The sequence below is a fragment of the Halomonas sp. SpR8 genome (assembly GCF_031010195.1).
GTDB lineage: Bacteria > Pseudomonadota > Gammaproteobacteria > Pseudomonadales > Halomonadaceae > Vreelandella.
On record NZ_JAUAMC010000008.1, the window covers coordinates 73,354 to 91,527 of the forward strand.

Genomic DNA, 18,174 nt, shown 5'->3' on the forward strand with positions numbered 1-18,174 from the left:
TGACAATATTTGCGTTCCCAGTTTTAGGTTGTGGTGGGTGTAGCTCAGTGGTAGAGCCCCGGATTGTGACTCCGGTGGTCGTGGGTTCAAGTCCCATCATCCACCCCATTTCCCTTGCTTCCATCTCTTTTCTTGTTTTCTTCTGATTTTTGCCTTCCACGCTTTATTTCAAGATCCATGCCCTTGCCAGGGATTTTTGCGTTTTCAACTTTTAAGTTGTTGTAAGCGCGCTATAGTTTGCAATAGAAATGAGGCAATTATTATACCGCTACTAGTGCTGTCATCCCTTTTGGCTTTTTTGCAGCGTTTATTGCTGTTTTTTGAAACTAAAATAGCGTTATCTACTGTATTAAAGCAGATGATTTGGTGATATTTTTCAATAAGTTGTTATTCATCAATGACGATTTAAAGCAAGCAATGGGGAGTGCATCACAATGGCGCGTCGAACGGTGGTTTTAGGAGCGGGCATGGTCGGTGTCAGTATTGCGTGGCATTTACGCCAACGTGGACATGACGTCACTATGGTGGATCGCCATTCGCCTGGCCAAGAGACCTCGTTTGGCAATGCCGGCATTATTCAGCGTGAAGCGGTACGGCCATACCCATTTCCTCGTGACGTTAAAACGCTCTTGAGCGTATTGCCCAATCGCCGAGTAGATATTCGCTATCGCCCAGCGGGTATGGTAAACGCAGCCTCTCCGCTGTTGCGTTATTGGATGAACTCGTCGCCGAAGAACTATCAGAAAATTGTTCCGGAATACGCTTCGTTGATTCAGCTTTCATTGACGACCCATGGGCCGATGATTGAGGCCGCGGGAGCAGAACACTTGGTGCGTCGTCAGGGTTGGCTTGAGCTTTATCGTAGTCCTGCAAAACTGGCGGCACGATTAACTGACGCTGAAGAGGCGTGCCGCCTATATGGCGTTCAGTTCGAGCAGTTGGATAGGGCCGCGCTATTAGCGAAAGAGCCTAACTTGAGTGACTCGATTACAGGCGCGATTCATTGGCTTGATCCATGGACGGTGGCCGACCCCGGCGCGCTGGTAGAGGCGTACGCGCAAGCGTTTAGCAATGATGGTGGACATATTCTTCAGGCAGACATCAAGTCTGTTCAGCAGATGGGGAGCCGCTGGCAGGTTCACACCAGCGCTGAAACGTTAGAGGCAGATGAAGTCGTCGTGGCGCTAGGGCCCTGGGCAGGAAGTTGGCTGAAAGGGTTAGGTTACCACTTTCCTACCTTTGTAAAACGCGGTTATCACATGCACTACGCACCACCGGCAGTAGCCAAGTTAAATTACTGGGTGATGGATGCAGAAGTGGGGTATTTGCTGGCACCGATGAACGCGGGTGTGCGTCTGACAACGGGCGCGCAGCTTGATCATTTGGATGCGCCTGCTGATGTCAAACAATTGGCTGCTGCTGAGAAAGTTGCACGCAGTGTCTTTCCGCTAGGAGAGCGTCGCGATGAAGCGCCTTGGAAGGGCGCGCGGCCATGCTTACCTGATATGAAACCAGTGATTGGTCCCGCGCCCCGTCATCCCGGTCTATGGCTTGCTTTTGGGCATGGTCATCAAGGATTTACTTTAGGGCCCGCTACAGGTCAGCTATTGGCAGACATGATGGAAGGGCAGACGACTGCCATCGATATGGCGCCATTTCGTGCTGATCGCTTCTGATGATTCTTAAAAACGCTGACTTGTTCAGCGTTTTTTTTGACCTGTATTCCGAGCAGGGAACCTTGATGCCACCCGCGACAACAGCTGTCTCCAAGCGTTACAATTGCCGCATTGGAAATTGCTCATTGCGCGGTGCCTCGTTAGTTGAAAGCGGCTAATTGAGCGCAGCGCTGAGACTACCTATTCGAAGAGGCACAATGAAAGAGACTCAATTAGCCCGTGAAGCCGAGCTTCGCAGGACATTCGCTATTATCTCGCACCCCGACGCCGGTAAAACCACGATCACCGAAAAGATGCTGCTGTTTGGCAATGCCATCCAGTTAGCCGGTTCGGTGAAGAGCAAGCGTAACGACCGTCACGCTACCTCGGACTGGATGAAAATGGAGCAGGAGCGGGGTATCTCGGTGACGACCTCGGTGATGCAATTCCCCTACGGCGGACGCATCGTTAACCTGCTGGACACGCCCGGTCACGAAGACTTCTCTGAAGATACCTACCGCACGCTCACGGCGGTTGACTCTGCCTTGATGGTCATCGACGGTGCCAAGGGTGTTGAGGATCGCACCATTAAGTTGATGGAAGTGTGTCGCCTACGTACCACGCCGATCCTCACCTTTATCAATAAAATGGACCGCGATATCCGCGACCCCATTGAGGTGATGGATGAAGTCGAAACGGTATTGAATATCCAGTGTGCGCCGATGACCTGGCCGATTGGTATGGGGCGCCATTTCAAGGGCGTTTATCACCTCTATAACGACGTGATTCATCTTTATACTCAGGGCCAGGGCAGCCGGATCCCCGATGATAAACGCATTGAGGGCTTGGATAGTCCCGAAGTGGATGCCGTGCTTGGTGAGGAGCAGGCCGAAGAGCTGCGCATGGAAGTAGAGCTGGTGCGTGGGGCGTCCCATGAGTTTGATCTGGATGCTTATCGCCGGGGTGAGCTTTCGCCGGTCTATTTCGGTACCGCCATGGGTAACTTTGGGGTGCGCGAGATGATGGATGGCTTTGTGGAGTACGCCCCGCCGCCCCAGGCCCACGAAACCGATACACGGGTAGTCACTTCCGATGATGAGCGCTTCACCGGCTTCGTGTTTAAGATCCAGGCCAACATGGATCCGAATCACCGTGACCGCATCGCCTTTTTGCGGGTCTGTTCGGGTAAGTACGAAAAGAACATGAAGATGCGTCATGTGCGTATCGGCAAGGACGTTAAAATTGCCGATGCGCTGACCTTTATGGCCTCTGATCGCTCCCAAGTGGAAGAAGCCTGGCCAGGCGATATTATTGGTCTCCATAACCACGGTACGATTCAGATTGGCGATACCTTTACCGTGGGTGAAGATATGCGCTTTACCGGCATACCGCACTTTGCTCCCGAGCTGTTTAAGCGCGTGCGGTTGAAAGACCCACTGAAAATGAAAGCGCTGCAAAAAGGCTTACAGCAGCTTTCCGAAGAGGGCGCTACCCAGGTCTTTATGCCCATAGACAATAACGACTTGATTCTCGGCGCCGTGGGTACTCTGCAGTTTGATGTGGTCGCTCACCGCTTGAAAGAGGAGTACAAGGTCGACTGCTTGTACGAAGGCGTTAATGTACAGACGGCCCGCTGGGTTTACTGTGAAGACGCTAAGAAACTTGAAGAGTTTAAGCGTAAAGCCAGTGCCAATCTGGCTGTCGATGGCGGTGGTTATCTTACCTATATCGCGCCGACCCGGGTGAATCTGCAGATGACCCAGGAGCGCTGGCCGGACATTCGCTTCCAGCCGACCCGCGAGCACTAACGTTTATAGGGTAAGCCTCTATGCTGGTTGATGCCCATTGCCATCTCGATTTTGCCCAGTTCGATGATGATCGAACTGACGTATTTGAGGCCGCTAAGGCAGTGGGCGTAGTGCGTTTTGTGGTGCCGGGCACTACCCGTTCGCGCTGGCAGCAGGTGCTGGCGCTGGGTGCACGGGCGGATACCTCGGTATGCCTGGGCATGCACCCTTACTTTGTGGATCAGCATCAAGAGGCAGATATTGCTGCGCTGGATAACCTGCTCAGCGAGCACCCAGAGGTGGTAGCCGTCGGCGAGTGCGGTATCGATGGCCGCTTTAGCAACACCCTTGAGGCCCAGTGGTACTATTTTGACGCCCAGTTAAAGCTGGCTAAGCAGCATGGGCTGCCAGTAGTGGTGCACTGCGTCCACGCCAACGACAAGGTCGCTAAACGGCTTCGCCAGTTAGCGTTGCCCAACGCAGGGTTGATCCATGCCTTCTCGGGGTCAATTGAGCAAGCGAACAAGTTTCTCGATCTAGGTTTCAAGCTGGGGTTGGGTGGAGCGATTACCTATGAGCGCGCCAAACGCTTGCGGCGAACCGTTGCGGCGCTTCCTGACGATGCGTTTGTGCTGGAAACCGACAGCCCCGATATGCCGCTTAGTGGCTATCAGGGGATGCGGAATGAGCCGCGTCGAGTGGCCGAGGTATGTAACGTTGTGGCCACCCTGCGCGGGCAAACAGCGCAGCAGGTTGCGGCCCAGAGCAGTGATACCGCTGCGACGCTGTTTGGCTTAGCTAGTGCCTAGAAACCCTAGCCATTAAGGCTAACCGCCAGTTGCTCTGGATCAACGCGCTCGATCGCATAGGGTAACGGGAGAAGGGTCGCTGGCCCGCCTGCCAGAAAGAGAGGCGTCTGTTCTTCGGCTACTTTGGTGTTCATGACCGCCAGTAACTCGACGCTGCCTTGTGGTGCCGTCGCGCTGACGACCACTTCGCCGACCGCTTTATCGTCACCATTGACTACGCTAGCGCCCACCTCAGGCAGTGTGTCTGTGTCCAGACTGACGCGCATTAGGCGTTTTTTTACTTGGCCACGAAAGTGGGCTCGGGCAACAACTTCCTGACCGGTGTAACAGCCCTTTTTAAAGCTAATCCCACCCAACGCTTCCCAGTTAAGCATCTGGGGTAGGAAATGATCCTGCTGGGCATCGGTTAGCCACGCCAAGCCGCTACGAATATCTTCAAGCTGCCAAGCGTTGCGGCTCGCTTGGTCATCTTGAACCGACGCTACATCGACGTTGTGGTCTTTATCGAAACACAGCAGCCAGCGCGATGTCTCACCTGGGTAGCGGAGTACGCTGGCTTGGTCGTTGTGGGTATGGGTGCCCACTTGATCGGGTAGCTCCAGATCCAGCTGATTCGCCAGCGATTGGGCATCATCCCTGGCGCCAATCACAATAAGGTCGGGTAGCGAGACCAGCTCAGTCTTATAAAAAGCGGCAAATTTTTTAAGATGGTTGGCTAAACTCTCTAACAGGGTAACGCTTAGTAGCAAACGGAAATGCTCTTCGCCCAAGCGCACCAGTTGGGCGTTGGCTAACATTCGCCCCTTGGGCGTACAAAAACAGGTTAGCGGCGCAAAACGCCCATCGGCCAAGCTGACTTGGGCGCTGGTCTGGCCCTGCAGGAACTTTTCTGCATCCGCCCCTTTCACATCCAGGGCGGCTAAATGGTTAAGGCGGACGCTGCCAAGGGCCGGGGTGCTAGCGGTAACGGTCGCCATAAAAACTCCTGAAAAAGTGAGAAAGCGTTCGGTAGTAATGTATTCAGTACGAAAGCGTGAAGCGTATCTTTACTGCTATTAGGTGTGGGCAGTTGGCGCTGATTGCAAGGCACCATTAGCGTGCTAGACTCTTTCTCTTGTATCAGTTTTGCACAGGTCAACAGGCAGGGAAACGCTATGGCGCAGCAGTCGTTAACATTCCAAGGTGTTAAATCGGTCGATCAGGTCAACAAAATTACCACGGCTCTGATGATGCTTGACGGCGTTGATAGCGCCGAAGTGGGGCGGCATGGTGCTGATGTGGACGGCCGGGCAAAGCGCGAGACGCTGATTAATGCCATTGAAAAACTCAAGCTAGGCGTAAAGGTATCCTAATGCATCCTCCGATTACCGTGATCAGCGAACGCAACCATGCCTTTAGGCAGCGAGTTGAAGTCAATGGGCTGGAAGATCTATATGCCGACGTGCCACCCATCGTCGGCGGAGAGGGAAGCGCTCCAGATCCCCACGACTATTTCGATATCGCCTTGGGCACCTGCAAAGCGATTACCGTGCAGATGTACGCCAAGCGTAAGGAGTGGCCCCTTGAGGGCATTACCGTCACCGTTCAGCGGGATGACAGCCAGGAAAAAAAGGGCATCTACAAACTAGACGTGGCCTTAACGCTGCACGGTATTGAAGACCCAGAGCAGCGCGCCAGGCTTGAAGATATTAGCCACCGCTGCCCCATTCAGCGCCTTATGACGCAGTCAACGGTCGAGATCGCCACGCGGTTAGTTTAATTTATTTCTTTTAGGAGCACCGATGAGCAAAGCCTTCCGATTGCAGTCAAAATTTCAGCCCGCTGGCGACCAGCCTGCCGCCATCAAGGGGCTGATTAGTGGCCTGGAATCTGGGCTTGCCCATCAAACCCTGCTGGGTGTCACCGGGTCGGGCAAAACCTTCACCATGGCCAATGTGGTCGAGCAACAGCAGCGCCCCACCATTGTGATGGCGCCGAACAAGACCCTGGCGGCCCAGCTGTACGGTGAGTTTAAGGCGTTCTTCCCCGATAACGCGGTCGAGTATTTTGTCTCCTACTATGACTACTATCAGCCCGAGGCCTACGTGCCTTCCTCAGACACCTTTATCGAGAAAGACGCCTCAATTAACGACCATATCGAGCAGATGCGGCTTTCGGCCACTAAGGCCCTGCTGGAGCGCCGCGATGCGTTGATTGTGGTATCTGTTTCAGCCATTTACGGCCTGGGTGACCCCGATCAGTACTTAAAGATGCGGCTGCATTTTACCCGCGGTGAACTGATTGACCAGCGTGCCTTCTTGCGCCGCTTGGCCGAGCTGCAATATACCCGCAACGATATGGATTTCCGTCGTGGCACCTACCGGGTGCGCGGGGATGTGATCGATATTTTCCCTGCTGATTCCGACGAAGAGGCGGTGCGGGTAGAGCTGTTTGACAGCGAAATCGACACCATTCGGCTGTTTGATCCGCTCACCGGTGCCGTGCGCGGGGAAGTGCCGCGGATGACCATCTATCCCAAGTCCCACTACGTCACCCCGCGGGAAACGATTCTGGGCGCCATCGACGCCATTAAACAGGAGCTCAAGGAGCGCCTTGAGTGGATGCGCAAGCACGAACGGCTGGTAGAGGCGCAGCGTCTAGAGCAGCGCACCCTTTACGACATTGAAATGATGCTGGAGCTGGGCTACTGCAACGGTATTGAAAACTACTCCCGCTACCTCTCTGGCCGTGCGCCGGGCGAGCCGCCGCCTACCTTCTTCGACTACCTGCCTGATGACGCATTACTGTTTATCGATGAGTCCCACGTCAGCGTGCCCCAGGTGGGCGGTATGTATAAGGGCGACCGCTCGCGCAAAGAGACCCTGGTGGAGTACGGTTTCCGGCTGCCCTCGGCGCTGGATAACCGACCCATGAAGTTTGAAGAGTGGGAGGCTATTTCCCCGCAAACGATTTTTGTGTCCGCCACCCCCGGCCGCTACGAAGGCGAACACGCTAGCCAGACCGTTGAGCAGGTGGTGCGTCCTACCGGGCTGCTGGATCCCGAAATCGAAGTGCGCCCGGCCAGCACCCAGGTAGACGATCTGCTTTCGGAAATTGGTCTGCGCACCGCAGTCGGCGAGCGGGTGCTGGTGACCACGCTAACCAAGCGCATGGCGGAAGACCTGACCGAGTATTTTGACGAGCACGGTATACGGGTGCGCTACCTACACTCGGATATCGATACCGTCGAGCGGGTGGAGATTATCCGCGATTTACGCCTGGGCAAGTTTGATGTGCTGGTAGGCATCAACCTGCTGCGCGAAGGCCTGGATATTCCCGAAGTGTCGCTGGTGGCGATTCTCGATGCCGATAAAGAGGGCTTTCTGCGCGCCGAGCGTTCGCTGATCCAGACCATTGGTCGCGCGGCGCGTAATGCCCACGGCAAGGCGATTCTTTACGGTGATCGCATTACCGACTCAATGCGCAAGGCGATCGATGAGACCGAGCGTCGCCGCGCCAAGCAGACCGCTCATAACGAAGAGCACGGTATTACCCCGACCACCGTGACACGCTCGGTGGCCGATATACTTGAAGCTGCCCAGGCCCCAGGCAAGAAGAGCAGCCGTCGCCGTGGTAGCGAGCGTAAAGTGGCGGAGAGCGCCGCGGAGTATGATGTCACCACCATGAGCAAGCAAGACTTGCTGGGCGCCATCAGCAAGCTTGAGGATGCCATGTTCGAAGCGGCGCAGAATCTCGAATTTGAAGAGGCGGCGCGACTGCGCGACCAGCTCCATCAAATGAAAGAAAAACAGCTGGCGCTGGGCTAACGGTATGTCGGAAGGCTCAGATATGGCTTTAGGGTATTCGACGATGGTTTATACCGTTATCTTCTCATTTAAAACGCACTTACATCAAAATTTGGCGAAGTAATCGGTTCTGCACGGCAGAGTGCTGCTGCGTAAGGGCCAATACGGTATACTTGGGTCACGCTAAGACGGCACCTCCGCAGGCGCGGATGAAAGCCGCTGACTAGACGATAACCTAGGAGCTACTAGTTCATGACCGTGATTCGCCAGGACGACGTTATTCAAAGCGTTGCCGATGCTCTGCAGTACATTTCTTACTACCATCCCAAAGATTTTATCGATGCCATGGCGGCCGCCTACGAGCGTGAAGAGAACCCCGCCGCCAAAGATGCTATTGCGCAAATTCTGATTAACTCGCGCATGTGCGCCACCGGGCACCGCCCGATTTGCCAGGATACCGGCATCGTTACCGTGTTCGTTCACGTGGGCATGAACGTTACCTGGGAAGCGGACATGAGCCTGGACGATATGATCAATGAAGGTGTCCGTCGCGCTTACCTGCTACCGGATAATATCCTGCGCGCCTCGGTGCTGGCGGATCCAGACGGCAAGCGAGCCAACACCAAAGACAACACCCCGGCCATTATTCACCATTCAATCGTGCCCGGCGACAGCGTCGAGATTCACGTGGCGGCGAAGGGCGGCGGTAGCGAAGCAAAATCCAAGTTTGCCATGCTCAACCCTTCCGACAGCGTCGTTGATTGGGTGATGGAACAACTGCCGAAGATGGGCGCTGGCTGGTGTCCGCCCGGTATGCTGGGAATTGGTATCGGCGGGACCGCCGAAAAGGCCATGATGATTGCCAAAGAAGCGCTACTCGATCCTATCGATATTCAGGATCTGCAGGCTCGTGGCCCCAGCAATCGTGCCGAAGAGCTGCGTTTAGAACTGTTTGATAAAGTCAACAAGAGCGGTATCGGTGCGCAGGGTTTAGGTGGCTTAACGACCGTGCTGGATATTAAAGTCAAAGACTATCCGACCCATGCGGCTAACAAGCCGGTAGCAATTATTCCCAACTGCGCGGCGACCCGTCATGCCCACTTTACCCTGGATGGTTCAGGCCCTGCAGCGCTAAAAGCGCCGAAGCTTGAAGACTGGCCGGAAATTACCCGTGAAGCGGGCGACAACGTCAAGCGCGTTAACCTGGATACGGTGACCCCCGATGAAGTCAAAACCTGGCAGCCCGGGGATACGCTGCTCTTGAACGGCAAGCTGCTAACCGGCCGCGATGCCGCCCATAAGCGCATGGTCGATATGCTGGCCAAAGGCGAGCCGCTACCTGTCGATATGCGCGGCCGCTTTATTTACTACGTCGGCCCCGTGGATCCGATTGGCGATGAAGTCGTTGGCCCGGCAGGTCCCACTACCGCCACGCGGATGGATAAGTTTACCCGCACCATGCTCGAAGAGACCGGCCTGTTGGGTATGGTCGGTAAGGCAGAGCGCGGCCAAGCCGCTATCGATGCTATTCGTGATAATGAAGCCGTTTACTTAATGGCGGTCGGTGGGTCGGCTTATCTGGTTGCCCAAGCGATTAAACAATCGCGTGTTGTGGGTTTTGAAGACCTTGGCATGGAAGCCATCTACGAATTTGAGGTCGAAGATATGCCGGTGACCGTGGCTGTTGACAGCCTGGGTACTTCGGTGCACCAAACCGGCCCAGCGAAGTGGAAAGAGATTATTGCCCAGTCGGCATAATGGAGTGGTACGGTTAATAAGGCTTTAAACGCATAAGTTTTTAAGCGCATAAGGGCCTCGCTGACGGCGAGGCCCTTGTTCTTTGTTAGGGCTTTATGAGGATGTTGATATGGCCTCCTGGTTGCTAGGGACCGGCATCTTACTGATACACCTTTTGGGCATTGTCTCCGCGATAATGGCGCTGATGTCCAGCCGCACCTCCCAGGGGGCCGTGGCATGGATCATCTCGCTACTGACGTTCCCCTATGTGGCGCTTCCCGCGTACTGGTTTTTCGGGCGACCACGATTTTATGGCTATGTATCCGCCCGAGGTCAGCGCGACACCGTACTGCGCCGGGTGCTGGCGCGCTATCGAGCCAATATTCAGCCTTATGTGGCGCCCTCCAGCAATGCGGATATTCAGGCGGTAGAGCAGCTTGCCATGATGCCTCTCACCCATGGCAACCAGGCGACACTGCTTATCGATGGCCCCGCGACCTTTGAAAGTTTGTTTGACGGTATTGACCGCGCTGAGCAGTATGTTCTGTTGCAGTTTTTTATTGTCCGCAATGATGCCCTCGGGCAGCGCCTGAAGGATCATTTACAGCGCGCTGCACAGCGCGGCGTACGGGTGTATTTTCTCTACGATGAGGTGGGTAGCCGTAAATTAGCCGATAGTTACCTGAATGATTTAATCAGTGATGGGGTGGCCGTGAGTGCCTTTCGCTCATCGCGAGGCCTTAAACACCGTTTTCAACTTAACTTCCGCAACCATCGTAAAGTGACTGTGATTGATGGCAAGGAGGGCTGGGTAGGGGGCTTGAATGTCGGGGTCGAATATCTCGGCGAGAATCCGCGTCACGGGGCTTGGCGAGATACCCATCTAAAGCTGGAAGGTCCCAGTGTGTTGGGCTTGCAGGAGGCCTTTTGGGAAGATTGGCACTGGGCCACCGATGAGGTGATTAGCCTGAACTGGTACCCGGATACATCTCCCGCCACCGATCATCATGTGGTTATCGTGCCCTCTGGGCCCGCTGACCGTCAGGATACTGCCAGCCTGTTAGTACAGCAGGTTATTCATAGTGCCAAGCAGCGGCTGTGGGTGACCAGCCCCTATTTTGTTCCCGACCAGGGCGTTCAGGATGCACTGCGCCTTGCGGCGATGCGCGGTGTCGACGTGCGGGTCATGATCCCCGAGCGTCCTGACCACCTGTTAGTGTTCCTCTCTGCGTTCTCATTCTTACCGGATATGTTGAGAGCAGGTGTTAAAATATACCGTTATCTTCCTGGTTTTTTACATCAAAAAGTCATGCTCGTCGATAACAGCGCAGCGACAGTAGGTACTATCAATTTAGATAATCGTTCGTTTCGGTTAAATTTTGAGATTACTGCATTTATTCCTAGCCGCAATTTTGCTATCAGCGTGCAGGAAATGCTGGAAAAGGACTTTACATACTGCCGCCGTGTGACCATGGATGAAATTAACCAACGTCCGGTATGGATGAAAGTCGTCTCGCGCGCGGCCTATTTAATGGCTCCGGTTCAATAGATAAAAACATCTACAAGGAAAGCCAATATGCGTGAAAGCAGGGTGGCACAAGGAGTTAAGGGTGAATCTTGAAACAAAATGGCTGGAAGATTTTGTAGCGCTTGCCAACACTCGCAGCTTCTCCGCGTCGGCGCGCCAACGACACGTTACCCAACCGGCATTTAGTCGCCGTATCCGCGCGTTAGAGCAGGCCGTTGATGTCACTTTGGTGGATCGTTCTACCACCCCGGTTGGGCTAACACCAGAAGGGCAGCTGTTTTTGGTCACCGCGCGCAATCTGGTCGAGCAGTTAAACGAATCACTTAGCCACTTGCGCGGTCTTTCCATCGCCAATGAGGCATTGGATATTGTCGCGGCGCACTCCCTGGCACTGAGCTTTTATCCCCCATGGATCTCACGCCTGCAACAGGGCTTGGGCGAGCTGCCGACTCGCCTGGTGGCGATGAATGTGGGCGAAGCGATACATGTGCTGCGGGAGGGCAACTGCGATTTAATGCTCGCCTATTACGACCCCTTTGCGACGATGCAGTTGGATGCTGAGGTCTTTCCTTCCTTCTCGATTGGTAAGGTCAATATGCTGCCCGTTTCGTTGCCAGACGAACACGGCAAAGCAAAGTTTTCACTCCAGCATGACACTTCGATTCCCTACCTTTCTTATACCCAGGGGGCGTTCTTAGGACGCAGCGTGCGCATGTTGCTCAAGAACGACCCACTCCGTATGAAGCTGCGCACCGTGTACGAAACCGCCATGGCCGAAGGCTTAAAGGGGATGGTGCTACAAGGTGTTGGGGTGGCGTGGATACCCGATTTTTGTATCCGCGAGGAGTTAAAAAGCGGCCGTCTGGTGAGAGCGGGTGCCCCGAACTGGGATATTCCCCTGGAAATCCGTTTATATCGCTGTTCTATGGTGCATAAGCCGGGCGTGGAGCGTCTTTGGCGGCAGATGATGAAGCTGCCGCGGGACTTTCTCCAGGCCTAAGTAGTGAATGGTGAATGGTGAATGGTGAATGGTTGGAGTTTAGCCACTGCCGAAATCAGCAGGCAGCCCCAGGAAGTTCTGAATAATGAAGAAGTGATCTTCAAACAGGCTGTCGGGTTCAAGGTCGGCAAGCGCTACCCAACGTGCATGATCACCGCCTTTGACAGGTTTTAAGCGCGGTAGCTGCTGATCAGGGCGTAGCGCAAAGTAGAATGCTTCAGCCAAGGTGCGTCCGCGCCAACTGCGGTGAGGCTCATCGAACAGGCGTTGGCCGCGCAGCGAGCCTTTGAGCACCGGTTCAGGGACTTTTAGCCGCAAGCGCTCTCGTAGTTCTCTTAGGCAGGCGTCGAGTAAGCGCTCGTGAGGATTAATAAACCCACCGGGCAGCGCATAAAGCCCTTTACCCGGCGCAGCCGTGCGGCGTACCAGCAACACGTGCCCAGACTGAACAACAACGGCGTTAACCGTGACAAAAATTGGTGGATAGGGCGCTTGGGCCCAGGCCTGGCGATATTGGTCCAGCAGTTGCTGCTCTTCAAGCAGCTGCTGGTAAGCTCTCATCTTGCAAAATCTCTTCACACTCTCTACCACGCCGGGCGGTAAGTCGTGATAAGCCCCGGTAGTTAAATAGTCATCGGTTGCACCAGAAGAGCGGAACAAGCGTTCGCGGATTTGGCTGGCAGAAATACCTTCGACGGGTTGTACGCTCACCGACTCCCACTGGGGAAAGAGCGAAAGATAGTAGCTAGATTGGCCTCGGCTAGCCCCGATCAAACCTATGCGAGGTAGGCGGGCATTGGCGGGAGCGGCTAAATCGCGCACTTTGCGCTGCACATCCCGCACCCACACGTCGTCGTTGTAAAGGGCATCCAGTAGCGGGGTAATTTCTAAGCGCTGATTGTCATCGTCGTCAAAGCCTGTCCTGAGCATGGCTTGACGCTCTTCAAATTGCCATGGGTTGCGTAGCGAACGCGCCTGCCAGGAAGAACCAACCAGAACAATCACCTGCCGCGTGCGTTTAAGGGCCTCGCGGATAATGGCCAAGTGTCCCAGATGGGGGGGCTGAAAACGGCCAATAAATACCAAGCAGTCGAAGTCACAGGCGGTGGCAGTGCTCGCAATATCAGTAGCCATCCAAGCTTCCTTTCGTTTGGTGGTATTAGTGAGCCATTGTGAGTGGCCGGATAGGGAAGTACGCAACGTACCAGAAAACTGCGCGAAACGCTGTGGTTAGGTATGCTAGGGATAGCTTATTAATAAAGCTTTAAAAACGCCTCTTTAATAGCGATACAGGGAGTGATCATGATTAAGCGTACGGCTAATTTCTGGTGGGGGGTGGTGCAAGATGCCACTGCGCTGTGGCTTGAGCGCAACGCGTTTAGTTATGCGGGCTCGCTGGCGTTTTATACGCTTTTCTCACTGGCACCGACAATTATTATTGCGGTCACGGTTATCGGCGTAGTGATGGGTGAAGAAGCGGCTCAAGGCCAAATAGTAGCTCAGTTGCAAGGTACGTTAGGGGTGGATGCCGCGGTTGCTGTTCAAGATGCCGTCGCTCAATCGCGGATAGAAGAGTCTGGTCTAATGCCAACCATCTTAGGTTTTGGGGCGCTTATCATTGGCGCTACTACGGTCTTCGCCCAGATGCAGTTTTCGCTCAATACCATTTGGGGCGTAACAGCAAAACCGACCTCCAATAGCGCCCTTCTTTTTATTAAAAACCGGCTGTTATCGCTAACAGTTGTGCTCTCGATAGGGTTCATACTACTCGTTTCGTTAGTGCTGGGCGTTGTGCTGAGAGGGGTGCTGCTCGTTGCTGACAATTTATTCCCGTTCGCGAGTCTCTTTACCACCACGCTTGAGTCGCTTATTTCAGTCGCCATGGTAACCCTGCTCTTTGCGACTATTTTTAAAGTACTCCCCGATGTGGTACTGCGTTGGAAAGATGTACTTATTGGCGCCGTCGTGACGGCCGTGCTATTCACGTTAGGCCGCAGTGTCATCGCAGTTTATCTGGCCTATACGGCAACGGCATCGACCTACGGTGCGGCAGGGTCGGTCGTGATGATCTTGTTATGGGTTTATTACAGCTCGCTAATACTGCTGTTTGGCGCGGCATTTACCCGCTCGCTTCTGCTGCGCCGTGGCCGTAAGCTCATCCCGCGCAATAGTGCGGTGCTTATTAAGCATGAATTCGTCTAAGTTTTTAGGCTAGAGAAGTGAGGTGTAAAAAGTGAGGAGGAGAGTATGACCGACTGCTGCGTACGTGCTTTGGTAACTGGTAAGGTGCAGGGCGTCTGGTACCGCCGCGCTACCCAAGAGCAAGCGCTTCAGCTAGTTATTACGGGCTACGCCAAAAATTTGCCCGATGGGCGCGTTGAGGTGCTGATGTGTGGGCACCCCGACTCGGTGAAACGATTGAGTGAATGGTTATGGCAAGGCTCAGAGGGCGCGCGGGTGACCCATGTTGAACTTGAAATTTTGGATCAATGGCGCGCCCCTAGCCATTTCGCCACTCACTAATACAGAGTGCTTAAGCGTTTTGCCAATCGGCAATATTTTGCGCCGTCAGGCTAACGATGTTTTGCCGTGCTTCGGGAGTTATCCAGGCGTTATGTGGCGTGACGATTAAGTTAAGTGGCTCGCCTAGGGCATCCAGCAATGGGTGGCCCTCTTTAGGCGGTTCAGCGGGGAGCACATCGACCCCCAAGCCGCCAATCTTGCCACTGCGCAGCGCCTCTAATGCAGCTTCTTCATCGATAACACCGCCCCGGGCGCAGTTGACCAGCAGCAGCGATGACTTTACACGAGCTAAACGTTCTCGATTAACCAAGTGTTTGGTCGCTTCGCTTAATGGGCAGTGTAGACTGATTATGTCGGCGTCAGGTAGCAGCTCATCTAAGGCGGGGCGCTTATCATTCGCCTCGTTACCTGGGCGAGCGGCAAATGTCACGCGCATTCCAAAGGCCTCGGCCAAGCGGGCCACTTCAGAGCCTAATTCGCCTTGCCCGACCATAACAAGGTGTTTACCCGCTAACTGTAGCGTCGGGTAGTCCTGTAAGCAGAAGAACGCACTGCGCTGCCACTCGCCAGCGGCCACATCGCGTTGGTAGTGGGGAAGCCGGTTGGCCAATGCCAGCATCAGCATCAGCGTATGCTGGGAAACGCTGGCGGTGCCGTAAGCTGCCACGTTTTTAACCGCAATGTTTCGAGCTTTGGCGGTTTCAATATCAATGTTATTAAGCCCCGTGGCTAGAACACAAATTAACCGTAGTTTGGGCAGCTGCTTGAGCGTGTCGGCATTCAATACAACCTTGTTGACAATTGCAATATCCGCAGCGGCGAGACGTTCAAGCGCTTGCTGCGTCGAGCTTTGCTCAAACACCTCAAGATGTGTGACCGACTCTTTAATTGCGGTTAAGTCGATCTCGGGACCGAGGCTTTGCGCATCCAGTATCACCGCATGGGGCATTTTATTCTCTCCATTCGCTGCCAGAGGTTGCATAACCTTGCTCGGCAGGGGGCACAAAAGGGTATAATGGCGTCGCTTTATCAACCGCAGCCTTGGAATTTACCCCGACTGGCCACATATTGCATCCTGGCAGCGTTTGTGTCCGCCACTGTTCTCTAAAAGAACCGATCTTTAAAAGAACGATCTTTAAAAAGAACTAAGCTTGTCAGGGTTGAGCTTATTAGGAGTCATCAAGATGCCCATCTACGAATATGAGTGCAAGGCCTGCGGCCATCGCATGGAGAAGCTGCAGAAAATTAGCGCCGATCCTCTTAAGGATTGCCCTGCATGCCAAAGCGATGGCTTAGAACGGCTTGTCTCGGCAGCGGGTTTCCGGCTAGCCGGCGGCGGTTGGTACGAAACCGATTTCAAAACGGGTAGCAAAAAGAATCTCGTCGCTGATGGCAAAACTGCTTCTGCAGATGCCGGTAAGTCAAGCGATTCAAGTGCTACCGCTAAAAGCGTTACTCCCAAAGACAAGGGCGCCGCGGCTTAGCCGCGGTAGTCAGGGTCGGGACACCCGCGACACACTCATTGCCACGTAACAGAACAGGATTTGACATGCGCAGCCATTATTGCGGCCAGCTAAACGAAACTTTGGTGGATCAAACGGTTACGGTATGCGGATGGGTTCATCGCCGCCGTGACCATGGTGGGGTAATTTTCCTCGATATGCGCGATCGTGACGGCATTGCTCAGTTCGTGGTTGACCCGGATACCGCCGAGGCGTTCGCTAATGCCGACCGTGCCCGCAGTGAGTATGTACTGCGTATCACTGGCCGTGTTCGTTTGCGTCCTGAAGGCACTCAAAACCCCAACATGCCGACAGGCATGATTGAAGTTTTGGCCAAAGACGTTGAATTGCTTAACACCGCCGTTACTCCGCCATTCCAACTGGATGAGCATGGCAAAGTGGGTGAAGAGGTGCGTTTAAAGCACCGCTATATTGATCTGCGTCGGCCGGACATGATTGAGAAGCTGCGTTTGCGTTCACGTATTTCTCATAACGTGCGGGCTTTCCTTGAAAACCAGGGTTTCTTGGATATTGAGACACCGGTACTTACCCGCGCCACACCTGAAGGCGCGCGAGATTACTTGGTGCCTAGCCGTACTCACGCCGGCAGTTTCTTCGCACTTCCCCAGTCTCCGCAGTTATTTAAACAGCTGTTGATGGTGGCGGGCTTTGATCGCTACTACCAAATTGCCAAGTGCTTCCGCGATGAAGACCTACGCGCCGACCGTCAGCCTGAGTTCACCCAGATTGATATTGAGGCGTCGTTTGTGGAAGAGAACGACATCATGGGCATTACTGAAGCCATGATTCGTCAGCTTTTCCAGGACGTGCTAAAAGCCGAACTGCCCGAGTTTCCGCGCATGACCTGGCAGGAAGCGATGGAACGTTTCGGTTCAGATAAGCCGGATCTGCGCATCCCGTTGGAACTGACCGATGTCGACGACCTGATGCAGCAAGTCGATTTCAAAGTCTTCTCTGGCCCGGCCAGCGCAGACGATGGCCGTGTGGCCGCGCTGAAAGTACCCGGCGGCGCCAAGCTATCGCGTAAAGAGATCGACGAGTACACCAAATTTGTCGGCATCTACGGCGCCAAAGGCTTGGCGTGGATCAAGGTCAACGAACGTGCCAAAGGGCTTGAGGGTCTGCAGTCGCCGATCGTCAAGTTTATGGAAAATATCGTTGAAGAGCTGCTCGACCGCGTGGGTGCAGAAGATGGTGACATTATCTTCTTCGGTGCCGATAAAGCCCGTATCGTCAATGAAGCCATTGGTGCGCTGCGCGTCAAACTGGGCGCTGATCTTGAGCTCTACACCCAAGAGTGGGCACCACTGTGGGTGGTCGATTTCCCGATGTTTGAAGCTGACGACAATGGTCGTCTGAGCCCGTTGCACCACCCCTTCACTGCGCCTTCCTGCACGCCGAAAGAGCTCAAGGCAGACCCTGCCAAGGCGCTTTCACGCGCTTACGATATGGTGCTCAACGGCACTGAGCTAGGCGGTGGCTCGATCCGTATCCATGACCAAGCCATGCAGAGCACGGTGTTTGAGATTCTTGGTATTGGTGAAGAAGAAGCCCAAGAAAAATTCGGCTTCCTGCTGGATGCGCTTCAGTATGGCGCACCGCCTCATGGTGGCTTAGCCTTTGGCTTGGATCGTTTGGTGATGCTGATGGTCGGCGCCAAAACGATTCGTGAAGTGATTGCTTTCCCGAAAACCCAAAGCGCTGCTTGCTTAATGACGAATGCGCCGGGTGAAGTCAGCCCTGAGCAGTTGAAAGATTTGAACATCCGCCTACGTCAAAAAGCCAAGGCAGAAACTGCGGCTGAATAAATCGCTTCAGTGATGGCTT

At 54.3% G+C, this 18,174-nt stretch carries 16 protein-coding genes and 1 tRNA gene; 14 read left to right on the forward strand and 3 right to left on the reverse strand.

Features of this window, described 5'->3' with window-relative positions; translation table 11 throughout:
* Positions 1 to 33: 33 nt before the first annotated feature.
* From QT230_RS15895 to QT230_RS15910, 4 genes are all read left to right on the forward strand, one after another.
* Positions 34 to 108, forward strand: a tRNA-His gene (locus QT230_RS15895).
* A gap of 326 nt (positions 109 to 434) precedes the next feature.
* A complete protein-coding gene (locus QT230_RS15900; protein WP_308322979.1) occupies positions 435 to 1,676 on the forward strand; it encodes an FAD-dependent oxidoreductase in 1,242 nt (413 codons plus the stop codon).
* Between the two features lie 197 nt (positions 1,677 to 1,873).
* Positions 1,874 to 3,463, forward strand: coding sequence for a peptide chain release factor 3 (locus QT230_RS15905; RefSeq protein ID WP_308322980.1), 1,590 nt, complete (start codon positions 1,874 to 1,876; stop codon positions 3,461 to 3,463).
* Between the two features lie 20 nt (positions 3,464 to 3,483).
* Entirely contained in the window at positions 3,484 to 4,251 is a 768-nt protein-coding gene (locus QT230_RS15910) for a TatD family hydrolase (protein ID WP_308322981.1), read from the forward strand.
* A gap of 5 nt (positions 4,252 to 4,256) precedes the next feature.
* Here the strand turns inward: QT230_RS15910 and QT230_RS15915 are convergent, their stop codons facing one another.
* The gene (locus tag QT230_RS15915) at positions 4,257 to 5,228 is read right to left on the reverse strand and encodes a folate-binding protein (protein ID WP_308322982.1); all 972 of its coding nucleotides are present in this window, start codon (positions 5,226 to 5,228) and stop codon (positions 4,257 to 4,259) included.
* Between the two features lie 177 nt (positions 5,229 to 5,405).
* Between QT230_RS15915 and QT230_RS15920 the strand changes: the two genes are divergently transcribed.
* From QT230_RS15920 to QT230_RS15945, 6 genes are all read left to right on the forward strand, one after another.
* Positions 5,406 to 5,603 carry a hypothetical protein gene (locus tag QT230_RS15920; protein ID WP_007114205.1) on the forward strand — a complete coding sequence of 66 codons (198 nt, stop codon included), beginning with the start codon at positions 5,406 to 5,408 and terminating at the stop codon, positions 5,601 to 5,603.
* A complete protein-coding gene (locus tag QT230_RS15925; protein WP_308322992.1) occupies positions 5,603 to 6,010 on the forward strand; it encodes an OsmC family protein in 408 nt (135 codons plus the stop codon). The genes QT230_RS15920 and QT230_RS15925 overlap by 1 nt, the downstream gene beginning before the upstream one ends.
* A 22-nt stretch (positions 6,011 to 6,032) precedes the next feature.
* A complete protein-coding gene (uvrB, locus tag QT230_RS15930; RefSeq protein ID WP_308322993.1) occupies positions 6,033 to 8,057 on the forward strand; it encodes an excinuclease ABC subunit UvrB in 2,025 nt (674 codons plus the stop codon).
* A gap of 231 nt (positions 8,058 to 8,288) precedes the next feature.
* Positions 8,289 to 9,794, forward strand: a complete 1,506-nt coding sequence (locus tag QT230_RS15935; RefSeq protein WP_308322995.1) for a fumarate hydratase — start codon at positions 8,289 to 8,291, stop codon at positions 9,792 to 9,794.
* A gap of 109 nt (positions 9,795 to 9,903) precedes the next feature.
* Positions 9,904 to 11,322, forward strand: coding sequence for a cardiolipin synthase (cls, locus tag QT230_RS15940; RefSeq protein ID WP_308322997.1), 1,419 nt, complete (start codon positions 9,904 to 9,906; stop codon positions 11,320 to 11,322).
* A 61-nt stretch (positions 11,323 to 11,383) separates the two neighbouring features.
* On the forward strand, positions 11,384 to 12,301 hold the full coding sequence (locus QT230_RS15945; RefSeq protein WP_308322998.1) for a LysR substrate-binding domain-containing protein: 918 nt from the start codon (positions 11,384 to 11,386) through the stop codon (positions 12,299 to 12,301).
* A gap of 39 nt (positions 12,302 to 12,340) precedes the next feature.
* Here QT230_RS15945 and QT230_RS15950 read toward each other — a convergent pair whose 3' ends face one another.
* Positions 12,341 to 13,435, reverse strand: coding sequence for a bifunctional nicotinamide-nucleotide adenylyltransferase/Nudix hydroxylase (locus tag QT230_RS15950; protein WP_308323000.1), 1,095 nt, complete (start codon positions 13,433 to 13,435; stop codon positions 12,341 to 12,343).
* Positions 13,436 to 13,603: 168 nt separating this feature from the next.
* Here QT230_RS15950 and QT230_RS15955 point away from each other — a divergent pair, with 168 nt between their 5' ends.
* Together QT230_RS15955 and QT230_RS15960 are read left to right on the forward strand one after the other, a co-directional pair.
* Positions 13,604 to 14,503 carry a YihY/virulence factor BrkB family protein gene (locus QT230_RS15955; RefSeq protein ID WP_308323001.1) on the forward strand — a complete coding sequence of 300 codons (900 nt, stop codon included), beginning with the start codon at positions 13,604 to 13,606 and terminating at the stop codon, positions 14,501 to 14,503.
* 45 nt (positions 14,504 to 14,548) lie between these two features.
* On the forward strand, positions 14,549 to 14,824 hold the full coding sequence (locus tag QT230_RS15960; protein ID WP_308323002.1) for an acylphosphatase: 276 nt from the start codon (positions 14,549 to 14,551) through the stop codon (positions 14,822 to 14,824).
* A gap of 10 nt (positions 14,825 to 14,834) precedes the next feature.
* On the opposite strand, the gene QT230_RS15965 is transcribed toward QT230_RS15960, so the two are convergent.
* Entirely contained in the window at positions 14,835 to 15,773 is a 939-nt protein-coding gene (locus tag QT230_RS15965) for a D-2-hydroxyacid dehydrogenase (protein WP_308323004.1), read from the reverse strand.
* A 235-nt stretch (positions 15,774 to 16,008) separates the two neighbouring features.
* On the opposite strand from QT230_RS15965, the gene QT230_RS15970 reads away from it, so the two are divergent.
* Together QT230_RS15970 and aspS are read left to right on the forward strand one after the other, a co-directional pair.
* Positions 16,009 to 16,308 (forward strand): FmdB family zinc ribbon protein, encoded by a 300-nt coding sequence (locus tag QT230_RS15970; protein WP_064232825.1) that lies wholly within the window; start codon positions 16,009 to 16,011, stop codon positions 16,306 to 16,308.
* Between the two features lie 65 nt (positions 16,309 to 16,373).
* Entirely contained in the window at positions 16,374 to 18,155 is a 1,782-nt protein-coding gene (gene aspS, locus QT230_RS15975; protein ID WP_308323007.1) for an aspartate--tRNA ligase, read from the forward strand.
* Positions 18,156 to 18,174 lie beyond the last annotated feature (19 nt).